This is a genomic window from Limnochorda sp. L945t (assembly GCF_035593305.1).
GTDB lineage: Bacteria > Bacillota > Limnochordia > Limnochordales > Geochordaceae > Carboxydichorda > Carboxydichorda subterranea.
Genome location: NZ_CP141615.1, coordinates 1,369,300 through 1,389,968, shown reverse-complemented (window position 1 = coordinate 1,389,968; position 20,669 = coordinate 1,369,300). Strand labels below are relative to the sequence as shown.

The following is a 20,669-nucleotide window of genomic DNA, read 5'->3' as shown; positions in this document are numbered from 1 at the left end:
GGTCGGGAAGGGGCGGGGTGCGCGGTGGCGCGGCCAGATCCGGCGACGGACGACGAGCGGCGGCCGGATCCCGAGAGCCTGCTGGAGGAGAGCCGGCAGGAGCGGCGGGGGAAGCTCGTCGTCTTCCTCGGAGCCGCCCCCGGCGTGGGCAAGACTTACTCGATGCTGGAGGCGGCCCGCGAGCGCAAGGCGGAGGGCGTCGACGTCGTGGCCGGGTGGGTCCAGACCCACGGGAGGGCCGAGACCGAGGCGCTGCTCGAGGGGCTCGAGCGGATCCCGCCCCGGACGGTGGAGTACCGGGGGCACCGCTTCGAGGAGATGGATCTCGACGCGCTGCTGGCCCGGCGGCCCCAGCTCGCCCTGGTCGACGAACTGGCCCACACCAACGTGCCGGGGTCGCGCCACCCCAAGCGCTACCAGGACGTCGAAGAGCTGCTCGACGCGGGGATCGACGTCTACACCACCCTCAACGTCCAGCACCTGGAGAGCCTCAACGACCTGGTCACCCGCATCACCGGGGTGCCGGTACGGGAGACCGTGCCGGACCGGATCGTCGACCAGGCCGACCAGATCCAGGTGGTGGACGTCCCGGTCGAAGAGCTCATCCAGCGCCTGCGCGAAGGCAAGGTGTACTTCCCGGAGAAGATCGAGGCGGCCCTGCACCACTTCTTCCGCCCCGGCAACATCAACGCGCTGCGGGAGCTGACACTGCGCAGGGCAGCGGAGCGGATCGACGAGCAGCTGGCCCGCTACATGCAGCGCAAGGCAATCCGGGGGCCGTGGCCGGTCGGCGACCGGGTGCTGGTCTGCGTGAGCCCGAGCCCGTTCGCCTCCCATCTCATCCGGGTGGGGTACCGCTTCGCCCAGGTGCACGACTCGGACTGGCTGGTCGCCTACGTCGACGTGCCCAGGACACAGGCGCCCGACGAGGCGGCCCGCAGCCGGCTCGCCTCCCACCTGCGCCTGGCGGAGACTTTGGGGGCGCAGGTCGTCGTGCTCAGCGGCGAGGACGTGGCCGGCGAGATCGTGCGGCTCGCCCGGGAGCGTAACGTGGGCCACCTCATCATCGGCCGGCCGCTCCGACCCCGCTGGGCCGAACTCTTCCGGCGCTCGCTGGTCGACCGGGTGATCCGGCAGAGCGCCGGGATCATCGTCCACGTGGTGCCGGGCGAGGCGGAAGAAGGGCCGGCCAGCCGAGCAGTGCCGCCCGCGACGGCGCGGACCGGTGGGCAGGCTCGCCGGCTGGCCCTCGAGTACGGCCTTCCGGCCGCGATGGTGGGCGGGCTGACGGCGGTGGTGCTGTCGCTCCGACCGGCGCTGCACATCGTCAACGTCGCCCTGCTCTACCTCCTGCCGGTCATCCTGAGCGCGTGGAGGCTCTCGTTCGGATCGGCGATCTTCGCCGCGGTGCTGGCGGCTGCGCTGTTCGATCTCTTGTTCATCGAACCGCTGTCGACGTTGTGGGTGGGGCACCTGCAGTACGCCGTGAGCCTCGCCATGTTCCTCATGGTGTCGGTGCTCATCTCGTCCCTGTCGGCCCGGTTGCGCGGCCAGGCCGAAAACGCCCGCCGCAGGGAACGGCGGACGGCTGCCCTGCTCGACCTCAGCCGGGAGATCACGGCGCTGCGAGGCGTCAAAGACGTGGTGCGCACGGCGTCCCAGCGGATCGGCGAGATCCTGGGGGCCGTGGTGGAGATCTTCGTCCCGGGTGTCAACCTGGGGGGACCCAGCGCCAGCCCACCGCCGGCCGCCGGTGCGGCGGGCGATGGCGGGGATGGGCCGTGGCTCGCCGACCCCAAGGAGCGGGCCATGGTCGAGTGGGTGCTGCAGCACGGGCTGCCCGCGGGGCCGGGGACGGGAACCTTCCCGGATGCCCCCGCCTGGTACGTGCCGCTGCAGACGGCCCGGGGCGTCGCAGGCGTCATGCGGGTGAAGACGGGGGAGGGGGAGCAGGACCTCCTGCCGGAGCAGCGCCGCATGCTCGAGGCGCTGGCATCCTTGACCGCGGTGGCGATCGAGCGGACCCGTTTGGCGGAGGCGGAAAACGAGGCCCGGCTCGCCGCCGAGTCGGAGCGCGTGCGCACCGCCCTTCTCAACGCGATCTCGCATGAGTTGAGGACGCCGCTGGCGTTCATCATCGGGGCGGCGACCACCCTGAGCGAGAACGGAGGCGGGGAGATCCGCCCGCCGTTGCGTAAGGAGCTCTTGGCCAGCATTCAGGACGAGGCGATGCGGCTCAACCGGATGGTGGAAGGGTTCCTGGACATGTCCCGGCTGGAAGGCGGGCTCGTCCGGCTGCACCGGGAGTGGTACGACGTCGACGAGCTGGTGGGCGGCGCGTTGCAGCGTCTGGGGTCCGGGTCGGGCGTCGATCGGATCGCCGTGCAGCTGCCCGACGGGCTTCCCCTGGTGCAGGTCGACGGGGTGCTGGCCTCACAGGCCATCGCCAACGTGCTGGACAACGCGCTGCGCTACTCTCCGCCCGGAACGCCCGTCGAGGTGCGAGCCGGGGTGGCTCCGGGCGACGAGGCAGTCTGGATCGACGTCGCCGATCGAGGCCCGGGCCTGCGGCCGGAGGCGCGGCAGGCCCTGCTGGGGGAGACTCCCGCCCGGCCCTCGGCTCCCGGGGCCGGGCTCGGCATCGGGCTGCAGATCACCCGGGCCATCGTGACGGCCCATGGTGGCTCCATCCAGGTGAGGGACAACCCCGGCGGAGGGTGCGTGGTGCGCCTGCGATTCCCGGCCGCGCCGGGCGCGGGGCGGCCCGAGGGCGGCCCCGGAGGGGTGAACGGCGGATCAGGGGCATGAGCGGCGCCCGGATCCTGGTCATCGACGACGAACCCCAGATCCGCCGGCTGCTGCAGGTGGCGCTGTCGGCCCACGGTTACGCGGTCGTCACGGCCGAGACGGGACGAGACGGGATCGCGGCCGCGGCCACCCAGCGGCCGGACCTCGTCATCCTCGACCTGGGGTTGCCCGACATGTCCGGCCTCGACGTGCTGCGGGAGGTGCGCGGCTGGTCGAGGGTGCCCGTCGTCATCCTCTCGGTGCACGGCCGGGAAGAGGAGAAGGTCGCTGCGCTCGATGCCGGCGCCGACGATTACGTGACCAAGCCCTTCGCCATGGGGGAGCTGCTGGCCCGGCTGCGCGTCGCCTTGCGCCACGCCGCCGGGGAGGCGAGCTCGCCGGTGCTTCGCTTCGGCGAACTGGTCATCGACCTGCCGCGGCGGATGGTGACGCTGGGCGGTCGGGAGATCCGCCTGACCCCCACCGAGTACGACATCCTCAAGCTGCTCGCCCGCCACGCCGGCAAAGTCCTCACGCACCACCAGATCCTGCGGGAGGTATGGGGCGCCGGCTACGACGACGCCCATCTGGTACGGGTACACGTCGCGCAGCTCCGCCGCAAGCTGGAGCCGGATCGGATGCGGCCCCGCTTCATCCGGACCGAACCGGGCGTCGGCTACCGGTTGGTGGAGCCGGCCGAAACCGGCTCCGAGGCGGCGGGCGGCGCCGGCGCGCCGTCCTGAGGCGAGCCCCGGCGGGGCGAGCCGCTCAGGCGGCCTGGCGAGCCCGCGCCGGAGAGTTGCGCGGGGCGTGGTGCATCTCGTCGAGGACCCGTCCCAGCCCACGCACCACGCACCCGATCGGGTCGTCCGCGATGGTAACCGGCAGCCCGAGTCGCCGGACCATGGCCTCGTCGATGCCCTTGAGCAGCGCCCCGCCGCCGGCCAGCACCACCCCGTGGTCGGCTATGTCCCCGGCCAGCTCCGGGGGCGTCCGTTCGAGGACTTCGCGCACGGCGTCCGCAATGAGACGGACCGGCTCCATCAGGGCTTCCCGTAGCTCGGGGGCAGTGACCGTGGCGACGCGCGGCATGGACGTGACGCCGTCCTGGCCCCACACGGCCACCCCCGCGTCGCTCGCCGGGAGGTGGGGCTCCACGGTGCCGGCCCTGATCTTGAGCTCCTCGGCCGTGCGCTCGCCGATGAGCAGGTTGTGGCGCCGGCGCAGCAGGCGCATGACCGCCTCGTCCATCTGGTCGCCGGCGACCCGGACGGAACCCACCACGGCCTCGCCGCCTGCCGACAGCACCGCCACGTCGGTGGTGCCGCCGCCGATGTCGACGACGAGGTGGCCCTGGGGCCTGTCCACCTCGATGCCGGCTCCCAGCGCGGCGGCGAGCGGCTGGGAGACGAGATGGACCTCCCGGGCCCCCGCCTGGATGCAGGCGTCGACCAGGGCCCTCCGCTCCACCTGCGTGATCGACGGCGGGATACCCACCACGACCCTGGGCCGCACCCAGGGGAGCTTGCCCAGGGCCTTCTGGAGGAAATAGCGCAGCATGATCCGGGTCATCTCGTACGAAGCCACGACCCCGCCGCGCAAGGGGCGGACGACGCTCACCGAGTCGGGGGCCCGCCCGCCCATCTCCCTGGCGGCCTGGCCGACTGCCAGGACCTCCCCTTGCTCGGCGTCCACGGCGACGACCGACGGCTCGTGGAGGACGATGCCCCGGCCCCGAACGTAGACCAGGACGGTGGCAGTCCCGAGGTCGACGGCCACGTCGCTTGCGAGCATCCCATGCACCGGCCTCTCTCGTGGATGCGTTCCCAACCAGAAGCTCATTGTACTCTCGCCCATGCGCGCCCAAAAGAGGCCATCGACGGGCGACGGCCACCCGCCGGTCGGCACCCAAAGACGCGAAACGGCCCGAGCCGGTATCGCCGCAGCGACCTTGGCCCGGGCCGGCCCACCGTGATACCGGCGAGGTCTCCGGGAACCCCTTCAGCCCTCCTTGGCCGCCGGCGGCTCTCCTGGCGCCTCCACGATGACCGGGCCCTTGCCCGGGACGTCACGGTGGGTGCCGTCGCAAAGCGGGAATTTCTTGGACTGGAAGCACCGGCACAGCGCCACCCGTTCGCCCGGCTCGAGCTTGACCGTCGTGCGGGGGTGCCCGTTGCGCTCTTCGGTCGTGTAGCTTGCCACTTTCGAGTGCCTCCCTGAGGACGTCTTTCCCTACGGTATAACCGACGCCCGCACCGGCCGCAACGATGGCCGGTGGGCGGCAGGTAAGCCGCCGGCGCCACCCCGTCAAAACATCCCGCGCCGCCCCAGCCACCACGCGGCGCCCCCGCTCAGCACCACCGTGAGCCCGACGACGAACCAGAAGGCAAGGGGATGATCCTGCAGCGGCAGCGTCACGTTCATGCCGAAGGTGCTGGCGACGATGGTCGGCACGGCCAGCACGATGGTGACCGAGGTCAGGAACTTCATCACGACGTTGAGGTTGTTGGCGATGATCGAGGCGAACGCGTCCATGGTGCTGCTCAGGATGTTGCTGTAAACGTCGGCCATCTCCAGCGCCTGGCGGTTTTCGGTGATGACGTCCTCGAGGAACTCCCGGTCCTCGTCGTACAGCCGCAAGACCCCCGGCTCCGTCGTCACCGCCGCCGACGCCTGCTCGCCGTTGACCGCTCCCTCACCGGGCTTGAGGTGCAGGCGAAGCAGCTTGTCCATGACGATCTGGTTGGCCCGCAGGGACGTGGAGAAGTAAACCAGGCTCTTCTCGAGCTCGAGCAGCCGGATCAACTCGACGTTTTTCATGGCGTGCTGGAGCGAGCGCTCCAGCTCGTCGCTCCGGCGGTCGATGAGGCGCAGGTAGCGCAGGAAGAGCGTCGCCGTCCTGTACATCACGTGCATCAGGAACTGCGTACGCTTGGCCGTATGCACCCGGCCCTGCTGGGCGAGCGACTCGACGATCTCCATCGGCTCCAGGCAGACCGTGACGAGATGGGCCGGGGTGACGATCACGGCCAGGGGGAGGGTCTCATAGCGAGGGAACGCCGGGTCGCCGCGCAACACGGGGCCACGCAAGAGTACCAGCACCCGCTGCCCGTCCACCTCCACGCGCGGCTGCTCCTCTTCGTCGAGGGCGGCCCGCAGGAAGTCGGGCGGAATGTCCAGCTCCCGCTCCACCCGCTCGAGCTCCTCGGGCGCAGGCGCCGTCAGCACCACCCACGAGTTGCGGGCGGAGAGGTCGTCGGTCCGGCCGAGCCGGCCGTCTCGGGTCAGGTACACCTGGGTCGTCATTCATGCCCACCCGCCGCCTCCTCGTGGGGCGTCGAACAGCTATTCCGGGTGGAGGGGCCGTTCCCTGCATGCAGCGAGGCAATTGGCGGGCGTATCGCGACGTGCTAGAATGGCGCCGACGGCAAACATGTGCGCGCCCTTGCGGGCTGGGGGACCGACCTGCGGGGGCAGGGTTCTGCGTAGAGGGGCGGGTGAGTCGCTGTGTCCGGACATTCCAAGTGGGCCAATATCAAGCATCAGAAGATGAAAGAGGACGCCCGCCGGGGTCAGGTGTTCACCAAGCTCGCTCGCCAGATCATGGTGGCGGCCCGGCAGGGAGGCCCCGATCCGGAGCACAACTTCAAACTGCGCCTGGCGATCGACAAGGCCCGGGAGGCCAACATGCCCGGCGAAAACATCCAGCGGGCCATCCGCAAGGGATCCGGCGCCGAGGCAGCCGAGGCGTACGAGGAGGCCATCTACGAGGGATACGGGCCCGGTGGCGTCGCCATCCTGGTCGTGGCGATGACGGACAACCGCAACCGCACGTCGGGGGAGATGCGCTATCTCTTCACGCGCCACGGCGGGAGCCTCGCCGAGAGCGGGGCGGTGGCCTGGCAGTTCGAGCCCAAGGGGCGGCTGGTGGTCACGGGCGGGCCCGGGGGAAGACTGGACGAGGAGCAGCTCATCCTGGACACCGCCGACGCGGGCGGCGACGACGTGCGCCCCAACGACGAGGGCGAGGGGTACGAGGTCATCTGCACCCCGGCGGCGCTTCACCAGGTGCGCGAGCGGCTCGCCGAGCGCGGCTACACGGTGCGGGAAGCGGCGCTCACCATGGTGCCCAAGACCACGGTGACCGTCGAGGGGTCTGACGCCGAGCGGCTGCTCAGGCTCGTGGACGCGCTGGAAAACCACGACGACGTGCAGGAAGTGCACGCCAACTTCGACATCCCCGACCAGGTGATGGAGGCCCTGCAGCTTTGAGCGGGTCGCCGGCCGGCCCCCTGGTGGTCGCCGGCATCGACCCGGGGCTGGCCCGGACGGGCTACGGCGTCGTGGCGATCCAGGGGCGCACCGGCCGGCTCCTCGCCTCCGGCACCATCGTGACGAGGGCGCACATGCCGGCCCACCGCCGGCTGCTGGAACTGTACCGGCAGCTGCAGGACGTGCTGGCGGAGTGGCGGCCGCCGCTGGTGGTCGTCGAGCGCCTTTTCCTCGGGCGCAATCGCACGTCGGCCATGGCCGTCGGGGAGGCGCGGGGCGTTGCGATGCTGGCGGCAGCCCAGGCGGGCGCGCGGATCGTCGAGCTCACCCCGCAGCAGGTCAAGCTCATGATGACCGGAGCGGGCCGTGGGGAGAAGAGCCAGGTGGGGTACATGGTCCGGGCACTCTTGCACGTCCAGGCTCCGCTGGGCCCCGACGAGGCGGACGCGCTGGCGGTGGCCCTGTGCGGGGCGTGGATGGAGACAGAAGGGACGGCGTCAGGCGGCTCTTCCGCCCGGCCTGCCCGGGAGGAGGCGTCCGGCGGGCCATGATTCGGAAGCTACGGGGCGTGCTCGATACCCTCGGCTGGACCGATGCCGTCGTCGACGCCGGCGGCGTCGGCTACCAGGTGTTCATCCCGCTCTCCACTCGCCAGGCGCTGGGAGCGGCGCGCCCGGGCAGCCCGGTCGCCTTGTGGGTACACACCCGCGTGCGGGAGGACGGCATCACGCTGTTCGGGTTCGCCACCGAGGCGGAGCTGCGCGCCTTCGAGCTGTTGCTCCAGGCCTCCGGCGTGGGGCCCCGGACGGCGCTGTCCGCGCTGTCTACGCTCGAGCCGGACAGGCTGCTCGAGGCGCTTGCCCGGGGCGACGTCGAAGTGTTGCAGCGGGCGCCAGGGATCGGCCGGCGTACCGCCGAACGGCTGTGTGTCGAGCTGCGGCAAAAGGCGCGGGATCTGCTGGGCCCGGGCAGCGACGAGGTGCCTGAGCCCGCCGGTACGGCGCTCGGCGACGGAGCGCGCCACCCGGGCTGGCGGGACGCGGTGGAGGCCCTGGTGGCCCTCGGGTACTCCCGGCAGGAGGCCGGGCGCGCCGTCCGGGCAGCCTCCAGGCGGGTCGGCGCGGAAGAGCCGCTCGAGGAGCTGGTCAAGGCGTCGCTCGCCGTGGTGGCCGGAGGCCGCTGAGGTGAAAGCGCCGCCGGTGTCCGGCCTGCCGGGATGGGGCGTCAGGAGGGTGCAAGTTGCCGCGACGGGCACAACCGGAGGGAGAAGATAGGCTGGTCTCCCCGAGGCGCAAGGACGAGGACGTCGAGCTCGATCGCACGCTTCGGCCTCGTACGCTCGAGGAGTACGTCGGCCAGTCCCACGCCAAGGAGAGCCTCGCCCTCTTCATCGAGGCGGCCCGCCGGCGCCAGGAGCCGCTCGATCACGTCCTCCTCTACGGCCCTCCGGGCCTGGGCAAGACGACGCTGGCCGGCTGCATCGCCCACGAGCTCGGCGTCGAGATGCGCATGACGTCGGGCCCCGCCATCGAGCGACAGGGCGACCTGGTGGCACTCTTGACCCACCTGCAGCCGAGGGACGTGTTGTTCATCGACGAGATCCACCGCCTGAGCCGGGTGGTGGAAGAGGTCCTGTACCCTGCCATGGAGGACCACGCCGTCGACATCGTGATCGGCAAGGGCCCGGGCGCCCGGTCGGTCCGGCTGGAGCTCGCCCCGTTCACGCTGATCGGTGCGACGACCCGAGCGGGGATGCTGACTTCCCCGCTGCGGGACCGTTTCGGGGTGATCTTGCGTCTGGACTTCTACTCGACCGAGGAGCTGGCCGCCATCGTGCGGCGCTCTGCCCGGCTGCTGGGCGTGCCCATCGACGACGCAGGTGCCGAGGAGATCGCCCGCCGCTCGAGGGGCACGCCTCGCACCGCCAACCGCTTGCTGCGACGGGTGAGGGACTATGCCCAGGTGCGGGCGGCCGGCATGGTGACGAAAGAGGTGGCCAGACGGGCGCTGGAGCTATTGGACGTGGACGAACGGGGCCTGGATGCGGTGGATCGGCAGCTGCTCGCCGCCATCTTACAGAAGTTCGACGGGGGCCCCGTCGGGGTGGAGACGCTGGCGGCGGCCATCGGAGAGGAGCCCGAGACCATCGAGGACGTGTACGAGCCGTTCCTCATGCAGCAGGGCTACTTGCAGCGCACGCCGAGAGGGAGGGTGGCGACCCGGCTTGCGGCGGAGCTGGTCATGCCCGAGCGGGCGCGGGCCGGTAACTGGCCCCAGCAGGGAGGACTCTTTCCTGGAAACGCCGGAGAGGTGAGCTGAGAGTGGCGGAGCTTTCAGGGTTTGGCCGGGTGCTCATCATCACCGGCCTGGCGATCGCCGGCCTGGGCCTGTTGCTCGAGCTGGTGGGTCGCGGCGTCATTCCGGGCCTCGGAAGGCTGCCCGGCGACATTTACATCCAGCGCGGCCACTTTCGCTTCTACCTGCCCATCACCACGTCGCTTCTCATCAGCCTGATCCTCACCCTGATCCTGGGCCTCATGAGGCGATAGGCCCTTGGCTCTGTACCGGGTCGAAGCGCTGGTGTTGCGGAGCCGCAACCTGGGCGAAGCGGACCGGGTCCTCACGCTGTTGACCCGGTCCGAAGGTAAGGTGCGCGCCGTTGCCCGGGGCAGCCGCCGCCCCCGTAACCGGCTGGCCGGAGCGGTAGAGCCCCTGAGCTATGGGCGCTACCTGCTCATGAGCGGCCGGGAGCTCGAAAGCGTGCAACAAGCTGAACTGATGGGTCATGGCTTGCGTACGCTGAGGGAAGACTTACCCCGGATGGCGGCCGCCAGCGTGACGGCGCAACTGGTCGACCTTCTGGTCGAGGAGGGCGAGCCCTCGGAGCCCCTGTTCGCGCTGACGCTCCAGGCCTGGACGGCGCTGGCGCGGGCGCCGGTCGAGCGCCTGGATGCGCTGGTGTGGTGGTTCGTCATGGGCTTGATGGGCCTGCTCGGATACGCTCCCCAGGTGCAGCGGTGCACGGCCTGCGGGCAGGTCGTCGAGGGGGCGGCCATGGCCCGGTTCTCCGCGCGGGAAGGCGGCCTGCTGTGTGAAAGGTGCCAGAGCCGCGATCCCGGGGCGCCGTTCATCGGCGGGGAGGCGCGTGCCATTCTCCGGCGGTTGCAGGGCAGCGACGCAGCATCCGCCATGCGCGTCGCCAGTTCGGCGGCCGCGTCGGCCCAGATCGACGAAAGCCTGCGAGCGTTCGTGGAGTACCGGCTGAGCACCCCGCCGCGGGCCTGGACCATGTGGCGGGAGATCGCGGGCGGTCAGCAAGGCTCGCTGAAAGGAAGCGTGGGAGTCCATGGAGGATGAACTGCGCAAGATCGACCTGATCCGGGAGCGGACCCGTCTGAGCTACGAAAGAGCCCGGGCGCTGCTGCAGGAGGCCGGGGGCGACGTGGTCGCGGCCCTCATCCTGTGGGAGCGGCGGGGCGGGGAGACGGGAGCGGGCCGGGGAGCGGGAGAGGTGGTCGAACGGCTGCGTGAAGTGGTGCAGAGGGGCAACCGCACCATGGTCCGCGTCTCCCGGGGCGACCAGACCTACCTGGAGATCCCGGTTACCGTGGGCGTAATGGCGGCGGCGTTGGCCCCGCACCTGGCCGTGGCCGGCGCGGCAGCCTGCGTGCTGGCGGGTTGCAGCGTCAGGGTACAGGAGAAGGGTGCCGGCCGGGAGGGGGCCGGGTCGACGCCCGATAGCCGGACGGCGGACGGCACGACGCCTGCGTGAGCGCGCCGCGGCCGGCGGCTCCAAGGTTGACAGTGCGGGAAACGGTCTGGTATAGTGCCGCGGTGGCTGGAAGAAAGGCGTAGGGCAGGCGGGACAATGTCTGTCCTGCCGGGACAAGCCTTCGAGATACCCGTCCCGATCCGGGCCGCTCCACGCGCTACGCCCTGCGACACCCGGTAGATGGGGGACCCGGGGTGAACTACCAGGAGCTCATCTTTCGGCTCGAGCGCTTTTGGGCCGACCAGCAATGCATCATCCTGCAGCCTTACGACATGGAAGTGGGCGCGGGGACCATGCATCCGGCCACGTTCCTGCGGGCGCTCGGACCGGAACCCTGGCGGGCAGGATACGTCCAACCCTCTCGCCGGCCTACCGACGGTCGCTACGGTGAAAACCCTAACCGGTTGCAGCGCTACTACCAGTACCAGGTCATCTTGAAGCCGGCGCCCGACGACGTGCTGGACCTCTACCTCGATAGCCTCCGTGCCATCGGCATCCGCCCGGACCAGCACGACGTGCGCTTCGTGGAGGACGACTGGGAACAGCCGACCCTGGGGGCGTGGGGCCTGGGGTGGGAGGTCTGGGTCGACGGCATGGAGGTCACGCAGTTCACATACTTCCAGCAGGTCGGCGGCCTGGAGCTTCCGGTGATCCCGGCCGAGATCACGTACGGTCTGGAGCGGCTGGCCCTTTACATCCAGAAGAAGTCCTCCGTCTTCGACCTGGAGTGGGTCGACGGCGTACGGTGGGGCGACGTCTACCATCAAAACGAGGTGGAGCAATCTCGCTTCAACTTCGAACGCAGCGACCCGAGCGTGCTGTTGCAGCTGTTCGAGCTTTATGAAAGCCAGGCCCGCAGGCTGGTCGAGCTGGGACTGGTCATGCCCGCATACGAGCACGTGTTGAAGTGCTCGCACACCTTCAACCTGTTGGATGCCCGGGGCGCCATCAGCGTGGCCGATCGTACCGCGTTCATCGGGAGGGTGCGCCAGCTGGCGAGGCAGTGCGCGGAGGCATACGTGGCCCAGCGGGAGGCCATGGGCTTTCCGTTGCTGCGCCGTTCGGCCCAGGCTGCGCCGGCAGTCGCGCAGGCGGGCGCCGGGCGAGGCGGTGAGGCATGAAAGACCTGCTCGTCGAGCTCGGCGTCGAGGAGTTGCCGGCTCGCTTCGTGGAGATCGGCCGCCGCCAGCTGGTGGAGGCCCTGAAGCGATCGCTCGAGCAGGCCCGGCTGGGGTGCGCCGAGTGCCGGGGATATGCCACGCCTCGCCGCCTTGCCGCGCTCGCGCGAGGGGTGCCCGAGAGGCAGAGCGAGCAAGAGAGCCTGGTCCGGGGGCCGTCCCAGCGCGTGGCGTTCGACGCCCAGGGCCGGCCGACCCAGGCGGCCCTCGGGTTCGCCCGGGCGCAAGGGGTGCGGCCGGAAGATCTGGTGGTGAGGTCGGGGCCGGAGGGCTCGTACGTTTACGCGGTCAAAAGGGAGCCGGCGCGCCCGGCTGCCGAGGTGCTGGTCGAGCTCATCCCCGGCGTGGTGCGATCCATCTCTTTCCCCAAGAGCATGCGTTGGACGGCCGGGGAGCTGCGCTTCAGCCGGCCCATCCGTTGGATGGTCTGTTTGCTGGGTGAGCAGGAGCTCCCGGTCAGGCTCGACGGGGCCGTGGTGGCGGGCCGCCGCACCCGGGGCCACCGCCTGGCTCACCCCCGGCCGGTGCTCCTCTCGTCGCCCGACGACTACGAGCGGGCGCTGGAAGAGGCGAAGGTCATCGCCGACCCGGAGCGGCGGCGCCGGATGACCCTCGACGAGATCCGGGGCGCGGCGCTGCGCAACGGCGGAGCACCGGTGGCCGACGAGGCGCTCGTCGACGAGATCACCAACCTGGTGGAGTACCCGGTGGCGCTGACCGGGAGGTTCGACCCCCGCTACCTGGATCTGCCCCGGGAAGTGCTGCTGACGACCATGGCAGCGCACCAGCGATACGTCGCCCTCAGCGATCCCGCGCATCCGCAGCGTCTCTTGCCCATGTTCGTGGTGGTGGCCAACGGGCCGCACATCGACGAGGCGCTGGTGCGCGAGGGCAACGAACGGGTGCTGGCGGCGCGCCTGGCCGATGCCCGCTTCTTTTACGACGAGGACCGCAAGCAACCTCTGGAAAGCCGGCTCGACGGCCTCAAGGGCGTGGTTTTCCACGAGCGGCTGGGCACCCTTTACGAAAGAACGGAACGCCTGGTGCGCCTGGCGCTGAGCCTGGGGCGGCGGTTGGGCCTGGATGGCGACGAACTCCGCCGGGTCGAGCGGGCGGCGTGGCTGTCCAAGACCGACCTGCTCACCCACATGGTCGTGGAGTTTCCGGAGCTACAGGGGATCATGGGCCGGGAGTACGCCCGGATCGGAGGCGAGGACCCCGCGGTCGCGCAGGCCCTGGCCGATCAGTACCTGCCGCGCGGCTCAGGCGCCGAGTTGCCGGCCACGGATGCGGGCGCGGTGCTGGGCCTGGCCGACCGCCTGGACGCGCTGGCCGGCTTTTTCGGCGTGGGGCTGGCTCCGACGGGCTCCGAGGACCCGTTCGCTTTGAGGCGCCATGCGCTGGGCCTGGTGCGCATCACGCTGGCCAGAGGGTGGCGCTGGCCTCTGCGGGAGACGATCGCCGAGGCGGCTCGGGCGTACCCGGCGGGCAGGCTCGACAAGAGCCCCGAACAAGTCGGGGAGGACGTGCGGGCGTTCGTGCTGCAGCGCTTGCGGGGCCTGCTCGCGGAGCAAGACCTGGCCCCCGGCGTGATCGACGCCGCCCTCGGGGCCGGCGCCGACGACCTGGTCGACCTGGCCGCACGGGCCCGGGCGCTGGGGGCGGCGAGGGAGGCGCCGTACTTCGCCGACGCGGCGGTGGCGTTCCAGCGAGCACACAACCTCGCGCGCGGGCGCCTGGTGGACGGCCCGCTCGACGGCGCGCTGCTGCACGAACCGGCGGAGCGCGTGCTCGCCGAGGCCATCGACGCCATCCTGCCCGCTGCCCACGAGGCGGTCCGGGCCGGCCGGTACGAGGAGGCGGTGCGGCAGCTGGCCCGGTTGCGGCCGGCGGTGGACCGATTCTTCGACGAAGTGCTGGTGATGGCCGAGGACGAGCGATTGAGGCGCAACCGCCTGCAGATGCTCTCCCGCATCGTGCGGGCATTCGGGGAAGTGGCCGATTTCGCCGCACTCGTCTCGTGACGCCGGGTCGAGTACGGCGGCGGGATATGGCGGGAGCCAGACTCGAACAGGAGGAGGCCGGCTTTATGTCAGTGGACGGGCGCAAGAAGTGGGTGTACTTCTTCGGGGCAAACCAGACCGAAGGCCGCGCGGACATGAAAAACCTCCTGGGCGGCAAGGGTGCCAACCTGGCGGAGATGGCCAACCTCGGCATCTTGGTGCCGCCGGGCTTCACCATCGCCACCGAGGCGTGCATCGAGTTTTACCGCCGCGAGAAGAGGTGGCCGGAGGGCCTGGAAGAGCAGGTCTCGGCCAGCCTGGCACGGCTGGAGCAGGCGATGGGGCGCAAGTTCGGCGACCCCGCCAACCCGCTCCTGGTCTCGGTGCGGTCCGGGGCTCGGGTTTCGATGCCGGGGATGATGGACACCGTCCTCAACCTCGGGCTCAACGACGAGACGGTGCGGGGGCTGGCCCGCCAGTCCAACAACGAGCGGTTCGCGTACGACTCGTACCGCCGGTTCATCCAGATGTACGGGGACGTCGTGCTGGGCGTGCCGCGCCACCTCTTCGAGGACCGGCTCACGGCCAAGAAACAAGCCCGCGGGGTCACCGAGGACACGGGCCTCAACGCCGAGGACCTCAAGGAACTGGTCGCCGAGTTCAAGCAGATCGTCCGGGAGCAGACGGGTAAGCCGTTCCCTGAGAACCCGCGGGATCAGCTCCGCGGCGCGATCAACGCGGTGTTCGACTCGTGGAACAACCCGAGGGCCATCAAGTACAGGGAGATCCACAAGATCCCCGGCGACTGGGGCACCGCGGTCAACGTCCAGGCGATGGTCTTCGGCAACATGGGCAACGACTCCGGTACGGGCGTCGCCTTCACCCGAAACCCCTCCACCGGGGAAAAGGTCTTCTTCGGGGAGTTCCTCATCAACGCCCAGGGCGAGGACGTGGTGGCCGGGATCCGCACGCCCCTGCCGATCTCCCGGCTCAAGGAAGAGATGCCGGACGTCTACGCCCAGCTCGAGGAGATCAACCGCCGGCTCGAGGCCAACTACAAGGACATGATGGACATCGAGTTCACCGTGCAGCAGGGCAAGCTCTACATGCTGCAGTGCCGCGTGGGCAAGCGCACGGCGCAGGCCGCGGTGCGCATGGCGGTGGAGATGGCCCAGGAAGGGCTCATCGATCGGGCGACGGCCGTCCTGCGCGTGGCGCCCGAGCAGCTCGACCAGCTGCTGCACCCGACCATCGACCCCAACGCCAAAGTCGAGCCGGTGGCCAAGGGCTTGCCGGCCTCGCCGGGAGCGGCCGTGGGCCAGCTCGCCTTCCATGCCGAAGATGCCGAGCGGATGGCCAACGACGGCAAGGCGGTCATCCTGATCCGGGCCGAGACGTCGCCGGAGGATATCGGCGGCATGTTCAAGGCCCAGGGGATCCTCACCAGCCGGGGCGGCATGACCTCCCACGCCGCCGTGGTCGCCCGGGGCATGGGCAAGTCGTGCGTCGTGGGCTGCGGCGCCATTGACATCGACGAGCGCCAGAAGGTGGCCCGGGTCAACGGCCACGTGTTGCACGAGGGCGACTGGATCACCATCGACGGCTCGACGGGCAACGTCTACGTGGGCCAGGTGCCGCTGGTGCGCCCGGAGCTGAGCGGCGTCTTCACCACGCTGCTCGAGTGGGCGGACGAGTTCCGGGCCCTCGGGGTCCGGGCCAACGCCGATACGCCGAAGGACGCCCGCGTCGCCCGGGAGTTCGGCGCCCAGGGCATCGGGCTGTGCCGCACCGAGCACATGTTCTTCGGTGAGAACCGCATCCTGGCCATGCGCCAGATGATCCTGTCCGATACCACCGAGGAGCGGGAGAAGGCCCTGGCCAAGCTGCTTCCGCTCCAGCGGGGCGACTTCTACGAGATCTTCAAGGAGATGCTGGGCAAGCCGGTGGTCATCCGGTTGCTCGACCCGCCGCTTCACGAGTTCCTGCCGAAGGAGCCGGCGGCCATCCGCGACGTGGCCAGGGAGCTCGGCGTGAGCCCGGAGGTCGTGGAGAGCCGGGTGCGGGCGCTGGCGGAAGCCAACCCCATGCTGGGATTGCGGGGCTGCCGGCTGGGCATCGTCTTCCCGGAGATCTACGAGATGCAGACCCGGGCCATCTTCGAGGCGGCCGTGCAGGTGGCGAAGGAGGGCCACGAGATCGAGCCGGAGGTGATGATCCCCCTGGTGAGCACGCCGGGCGAGCTGGCCTTCCTGAGAGAGCGGTGCCGGAAGGTGGCCGAGGAGGTCATGCGCGGCGCCGGGGTGCAGCTCAAGTACCTCATCGGCACCATGATCGAGGTGCCCAGGGCGGCGCTCGTGGCCGAGGAGATCGCCAAGCAGGCCGACTTCTTCTCCTTCGGCACCAACGACATGACGCAAATGACCCTGGGGTTCAGCCGGGACGACGTCGGCAAGTACGTGCCCCGCTACATCGAGATGGGGCTGCTCAAGGCCGATCCGTTCCAGACGCTGGACACCGAGGGCGTGGGACAGCTGGTCGCCATGGGCGTCGAACGGGGCAAGAAGGGCAATCCCAGCCTCGTCGTCGGGATTTGCGGCGAGCACGGCGGCGACCCGGCCTCCATCCAGTTCTTCCACGATGCCGGCCTGGACTACGTGAGTTGCTCTCCGTACCGGGTGCCTATCGCCCGGCTGGCCGCGGCGCATGCCAATTTGAGCAGGCCGCGGGCCGGCCAGAAGGCGCGGGCAGTGGAGGCGCACGCTGCCGACTGAAGCCACCTGCCAGGGGCGGCCACGACCGAAGAGGGCTCCGGGTAGGACCCGGGGCCCTCTTTCGTGCGGGGCTGGAGAGCGGCCAAGGGGGGATGCGCGCGGAGGACGAAACAGACCTCGAGGACGGGGTGCCGACCGACGACAAGGTCCTTTCGGGACGTGGGTCAAATGGACAGGCTTGCGCCGGGGACGAGCCCGCTCGGCCTGGTCGCCGACCAGGTGCGCAGCCGCGCGGACATCGTCGAGATCGTCTCGGAGTTCGTCGCCCTGCGGCCGGCCGGGAGATCCTACAAGGGGCTGTGCCCGTTTCACTCGGAAAAGACCCCTTCGTTCACCGTGAGCCCCGACCGGCAGCTTTTCTATTGCTTCGGCTGCGGGGCCGGAGGCAACGTCTTCACGTTCCTGATGAAGCTGCAGGGCATCGGCTTCACGGACGCCTTGCTGCGGGTGGCCGAGCGGGTGGGTATGGCGGCCGAGGTCGAGCGGGTGCTGCACGGGGGGGCCCGCGACCGCTTCGCGGAAGTGCGCGAGCGCCTGGTCACCCTGCAGGAGCAGGCGGCCGAGTGGTTCAGCCGGCAGCTGTGGCACAGCCCCGAGGGGGAGATGGCCCGCAACTACCTGGCGCGGCGAGGCGTCAGCCGGGAGGTGGCCCAGGCCTTTCGCCTGGGATATGCGCCACAGGAGTGGCACGCGCTGGAAAAGGCCCTGGGGCGCAGCCGGGAAACGCTGGAGCTGCTGCGGCAGGCCGGGCTCATCGTGGAGCGGGAGGACGGCTTGCGCTACGACCGCTTCAGGGGCCGGCTATTGTTTCCGATCGCCGATGCGAGGGGGCGAGTGGTGGGTTTTGGCGGAAGAGCGCTGTCGGCCGACCAGGAGCCGAAATACCTCAACTCTCCGGAGTCGCCGGTCTACCAGAAGAGCCGTATCCTGTACGGGCTCGATCGGGCGGCTCCGGCGATCCGCAAGGGCGGCCGCGTCGTAGTGGTGGAGGGATACATGGACGTCCTGGCCATGCACCAGTTCGGGCTGGCCGAGGCGGTCGCGACGTGCGGCACCAGCCTCACGGGCGACCACGGCCGGATGCTGGCCCGCCTTGCGCCGCAGGTGGTGGTGGCCTTCGACTCCGACGCGGCCGGGCAGTCGGGGGCGCTTCGAGGCCTCGAGCAGCTGCGAGCAGCGGGGCTCGACGTGCGGGTTGCGGTGATCCCGGCGCCGCACGACCCCGACTCACTGTTGAAGAGCGAAGGCCGGCCGGCGATGGAGCGCGTGCTCGCGGAAAGCCGTGGCGTCTACGAATTCTCTGTGGAGCAGGCCTTGAAGGGCGCGGACCCGGGGTCGCCGGCAGGAAAGGCTGCGGCCGTAGCGAAGCTGCTCCCCATTCTCGCGGCTGTCCCCAGTGCCGTGGAGCAAGAGGCACTGGTGCAGGCCGTGGCGAGCCGGCTGGACATAGCGCCCCATGCCATCCGGCGGGACCTGGAGGCGGCCATGCGAAGCCGCCGGGGAGGGGGACCGGGCGCCCGCCAGACGCATACCGGGGTAGGATCCGCGTATAATGTGGCGGGAGTACGCGCTTCGGCAAGCAGGCTCGAGAGTGCGCCCCACCAGGCGAACGTCATCGAGCGCGAGCTCTTGCGTCTGCTCATCGAGATGCCGGAAGTCGGCCCGAGGTTGAGGGGCCGGCTGACCGGCGCCGATTTCACCGGCCCCGGGTATGCGGCGCTGTTCGACGCCCTCGTGGAGCGAGGGGAGGCGGCGCTGGCCGATCCGGAGCTGGCTGCCCTCGCCGGATCCATCGTGGCATCCTCCGAACTCGCCATCCGACCGCAAGCCGTGGAGAGTTACGTGCAGGGGCTACGGGTCGCGCGCGAGCAGCGGGAATTGACGGCGATCGAGGCGAAGATAGAAGCGGTGACCAAGAGGGCGGGGTCGCCGGGCGAGCGACTGGCATTGCTAGCCGAGCTTGCCGTATCATACCGGGAGGTGTGGGAGAGGCTACGTTCCGAAGGAGCCCTGTGAGGGCAGTGGGCGCCGGGAAAGGGGGGAAGCGAGATGGACAACGGCAAGAGCGAGTTGCCTGACATCGAGGGCCTGGAGGAGTTGATCCAAAAGGGGAAGAGCCGGGGCGCCCTTTCGTACCGGGAGATCATGGAGGCCCTGGGCGATTCTGACGTGGCTCCGGATCAGATCGAGGACGTCTACGAGAAGCTGGCCAGCATGGGGATCAGCATCGTCCCCGACGCGCCGGAAGACGGCCATCTCGACGGGAGCGAAGACGGCGTCGCCTCGGACGGAGCCGATTCGGTCCACGAGCTGGACGACATCGCGCTCGAGGGCATCGCCCTCGACGACCCGGTACGGATGTACCTCAAGGAGATCGGCCGGGTGCCCCTGCTTACGGCCGAGGAAGAGATCGAGCTGGCCAAGCGCATCGAGCAGGGCGACGAGGAGGCCAAGCGCCGGTTGGCCGAGGCCAACTTGCGGCTGGTCGTCAGCATTGCCAAGCGCTACGTGGGGCGCGGGATGCTCTTCCTGGACCTCATCCAGGAAGGCAACCTCGGCCTGCTCAAGGCCGTGGAGAAGTTCGACTACCGCAAGGGCTTCAAGTTCAGTACGTATGCGACGTGGTGGATCCGGCAGGCCATCACCCGGGCCATCGCCGACCAGGCGCGCACGATCCGGATCCCCGTGCACATGGTGGAGACGATCAACAAGCTGATCCGGGTGCACCGGCAGCTGCTCCAGGAGTACGGGCGCGATCCCACGCCCGAAGAGGTTGCCAAGGAGATGGAGATCCCGGTGGAGCGGGTCCGGGAGATCATGAAGATCGCGCAGGAGCCCGTCTCGCTGGAGACCCCCATCGGAGAAGAGGAGGACAGCCACCTCGGCGACTTCATCGAGGATCAGGAGGCGCCGGCACCTCCTGAGGCTGCCTCGGCTTCCATGTTGCGGGAGCAACTCGAGGGTGTCCTCGATACCCTCAATCCCAGGGAGGAAAAGGTCCTCCGGCTGCGCTTCGGGCTCGACGACGGCAAGCAGCGGACCCTGGAGGAAGTGGGACAGGTCTTCGGCGTCACCCGGGAGCGCATCCGGCAGATCGAGGCCAAGGCGCTGCGCAAGCTGCGCCATCCGAGCCGCTCGAAGAAGCTCAAGGACTTCCTCGAATAGCCGGCCGCGGTGGCCGGCGGAGGGCAAGGGCGCCGCGTCCCGGGGCCGATGCCCGCGCACGTGCCGTCCCGCCGTCGTCTTGCTTGATGGAGCCATCCCGATGCGCTAGATTGATAGGGGCCGCATGCGCGCGCCGGGTGGTTCGCGTGCGCTTCGGGTTTGCCGTGCGTGTCACGGGCGGCCGGCGGCGGTGGAGCGTTAGCTCAGCGGCAGAGCAGGGGACTCATAATCCCTCGGTCGCAGGTTCGAATCCTGCACGCTCCACCAGATCATCCTCCAGGTGCCGGTCTTGTGAGCTGGGCCAGATCCTTGTCCAGAGCCTCCCAGGCCAGGAGCGCGCACTTGACCCGCACGGGAAAGCGGCTGACGCCGGAAAGCGCCTCGAGATCGCCGAGGTCGGCCTCGCCGGGGGCGATCTCTCCCCGCATCAGGCGGGAGAAACGGTCGATCAGCTCCCGGGCCTCGGCCACCGTCTTGCCCTTGATCGCCTCGGTCATCATGGAGGCGGAGGCCTGGCTGATCGAGCATCCCTGTCCCACGAACCGCGCGTCCCGAATGACGTCGCCCTCGACCGCCAGCGCCAGGGTGATGTCGTCCCCGCACAGCGGGTTGTGCAGGTGGCAGCTCGCGTCGGCGTGTTCCAGGGAACCCTTGTTGCGCGGCGCGCGGTAGTGGTCCAGGATCACCTCGCGGTAAAGGTCTTCCATCCCCGTGTTCATGA

The 20,669-nt window shown here is 70.0% G+C and carries 18 protein-coding genes and 1 tRNA gene; 15 read left to right on the top strand and 4 right to left on the bottom strand.

The window, feature by feature from the left end; all coding sequences use genetic code 11:
* Positions 1-24 precede the first annotated feature (24 nt).
* Both U7230_RS06555 and U7230_RS06550 read left to right on the top strand, forming a co-directional pair.
* Positions 25-2,808, top strand: coding sequence for a sensor histidine kinase KdpD (locus U7230_RS06555; protein WP_324717928.1), 2,784 nt, complete (start codon positions 25-27; stop codon positions 2,806-2,808).
* On the top strand, positions 2,805-3,530 hold the full coding sequence (locus U7230_RS06550; protein ID WP_324717927.1) for a response regulator transcription factor: 726 nt from the start codon (positions 2,805-2,807) through the stop codon (positions 3,528-3,530). Before U7230_RS06555 ends, U7230_RS06550 begins: the two co-directional genes overlap by 4 nt.
* 25 nt (positions 3,531-3,555) lie before the next feature.
* Here the strand turns inward: U7230_RS06550 and mreB are convergent, their stop codons facing one another.
* From mreB to U7230_RS06535, 3 genes are all read right to left on the bottom strand, one after another.
* A complete protein-coding gene (gene mreB, locus U7230_RS06545; protein WP_324717926.1) occupies positions 3,556-4,581 on the bottom strand; it encodes a rod shape-determining protein in 1,026 nt (341 codons plus the stop codon).
* A 207-nt stretch (positions 4,582-4,788) separates the two neighbouring features.
* Entirely contained in the window at positions 4,789-4,989 is a 201-nt protein-coding gene (locus U7230_RS06540; protein ID WP_324717925.1) for a CDGSH iron-sulfur domain-containing protein, read from the bottom strand.
* Positions 4,990-5,094: 105 nt separating this feature from the next.
* Entirely contained in the window at positions 5,095-6,093 is a 999-nt protein-coding gene (locus tag U7230_RS06535; protein ID WP_324717924.1) for a magnesium transporter CorA family protein, read from the bottom strand.
* Between the two features lie 201 nt (positions 6,094-6,294).
* Here U7230_RS06535 and U7230_RS06530 point away from each other — a divergent pair, with 201 nt between their 5' ends.
* From U7230_RS06530 to U7230_RS06470, 13 genes are all read left to right on the top strand, one after another.
* Positions 6,295-7,059 carry a YebC/PmpR family DNA-binding transcriptional regulator gene (locus tag U7230_RS06530; RefSeq protein WP_324717923.1) on the top strand — a complete coding sequence of 255 codons (765 nt, stop codon included), beginning with the start codon at positions 6,295-6,297 and terminating at the stop codon, positions 7,057-7,059.
* The gene (ruvC, locus tag U7230_RS06525) at positions 7,056-7,610 is read left to right on the top strand and encodes a crossover junction endodeoxyribonuclease RuvC (RefSeq protein WP_324717922.1); all 555 of its coding nucleotides are present in this window, start codon (positions 7,056-7,058) and stop codon (positions 7,608-7,610) included. Before U7230_RS06530 ends, ruvC begins: the two co-directional genes overlap by 4 nt.
* Complete coding sequence (ruvA, locus tag U7230_RS06520; RefSeq protein ID WP_324717921.1) at positions 7,607-8,242, top strand: Holliday junction branch migration protein RuvA; 636 nt, start codon at positions 7,607-7,609, stop codon at positions 8,240-8,242. Before ruvC ends, ruvA begins: the two co-directional genes overlap by 4 nt.
* A 56-nt stretch (positions 8,243-8,298) precedes the next feature.
* Positions 8,299-9,378, top strand: coding sequence for a Holliday junction branch migration DNA helicase RuvB (ruvB, locus tag U7230_RS06515; RefSeq protein ID WP_324717920.1), 1,080 nt, complete (start codon positions 8,299-8,301; stop codon positions 9,376-9,378).
* A gap of 2 nt (positions 9,379-9,380) precedes the next feature.
* Positions 9,381-9,608, top strand: coding sequence for a DUF2905 family protein (locus U7230_RS06510; protein WP_324717919.1), 228 nt, complete (start codon positions 9,381-9,383; stop codon positions 9,606-9,608).
* Between the two features lie 4 nt (positions 9,609-9,612).
* Positions 9,613-10,416: a DNA repair protein RecO gene (recO, locus tag U7230_RS06505; RefSeq protein WP_324717918.1), complete on the top strand. Its 804-nt coding sequence runs from the start codon at positions 9,613-9,615 to the stop codon at positions 10,414-10,416.
* Positions 10,406-10,831 (top strand): DUF4342 domain-containing protein, encoded by a 426-nt coding sequence (locus tag U7230_RS06500; protein WP_324717917.1) that lies wholly within the window; start codon positions 10,406-10,408, stop codon positions 10,829-10,831. The genes recO and U7230_RS06500 overlap by 11 nt, the downstream gene beginning before the upstream one ends.
* 194 nt (positions 10,832-11,025) lie before the next feature.
* Positions 11,026-11,952, top strand: a complete 927-nt coding sequence (locus U7230_RS06495; RefSeq protein WP_324717916.1) for a glycine--tRNA ligase subunit alpha — start codon at positions 11,026-11,028, stop codon at positions 11,950-11,952.
* A complete protein-coding gene (glyS, locus tag U7230_RS06490) occupies positions 11,949-14,033 on the top strand; it encodes a glycine--tRNA ligase subunit beta (protein WP_324717915.1) in 2,085 nt (694 codons plus the stop codon). The genes U7230_RS06495 and glyS overlap by 4 nt, the downstream gene beginning before the upstream one ends.
* Positions 14,034-14,098: 65 nt before the next feature.
* Positions 14,099-16,783: a pyruvate, phosphate dikinase gene (gene ppdK, locus U7230_RS06485; RefSeq protein WP_324717914.1), complete on the top strand. Its 2,685-nt coding sequence runs from the start codon at positions 14,099-14,101 to the stop codon at positions 16,781-16,783.
* 168 nt (positions 16,784-16,951) lie between these two features.
* Complete coding sequence (dnaG, locus tag U7230_RS06480) at positions 16,952-18,799, top strand: DNA primase (protein ID WP_324717913.1); 1,848 nt, start codon at positions 16,952-16,954, stop codon at positions 18,797-18,799.
* A 33-nt stretch (positions 18,800-18,832) separates the two neighbouring features.
* Positions 18,833-19,948 carry an RNA polymerase sigma factor RpoD gene (gene rpoD, locus U7230_RS06475; RefSeq protein ID WP_324717912.1) on the top strand — a complete coding sequence of 372 codons (1,116 nt, stop codon included), beginning with the start codon at positions 18,833-18,835 and terminating at the stop codon, positions 19,946-19,948.
* 192 nt (positions 19,949-20,140) lie between these two features.
* Positions 20,141-20,215 (top strand) — tRNA-Ile (locus U7230_RS06470).
* A 2-nt stretch (positions 20,216-20,217) separates the two neighbouring features.
* Here U7230_RS06470 and sufU read toward each other — a convergent pair.
* Positions 20,218-20,667 carry a Fe-S cluster assembly sulfur transfer protein SufU gene (gene sufU / locus U7230_RS06465; protein ID WP_324717911.1) on the bottom strand — a complete coding sequence of 150 codons (450 nt, stop codon included), beginning with the start codon at positions 20,665-20,667 and terminating at the stop codon, positions 20,218-20,220.
* Between the last annotated feature and the right edge of the window lie 2 nt (positions 20,668-20,669).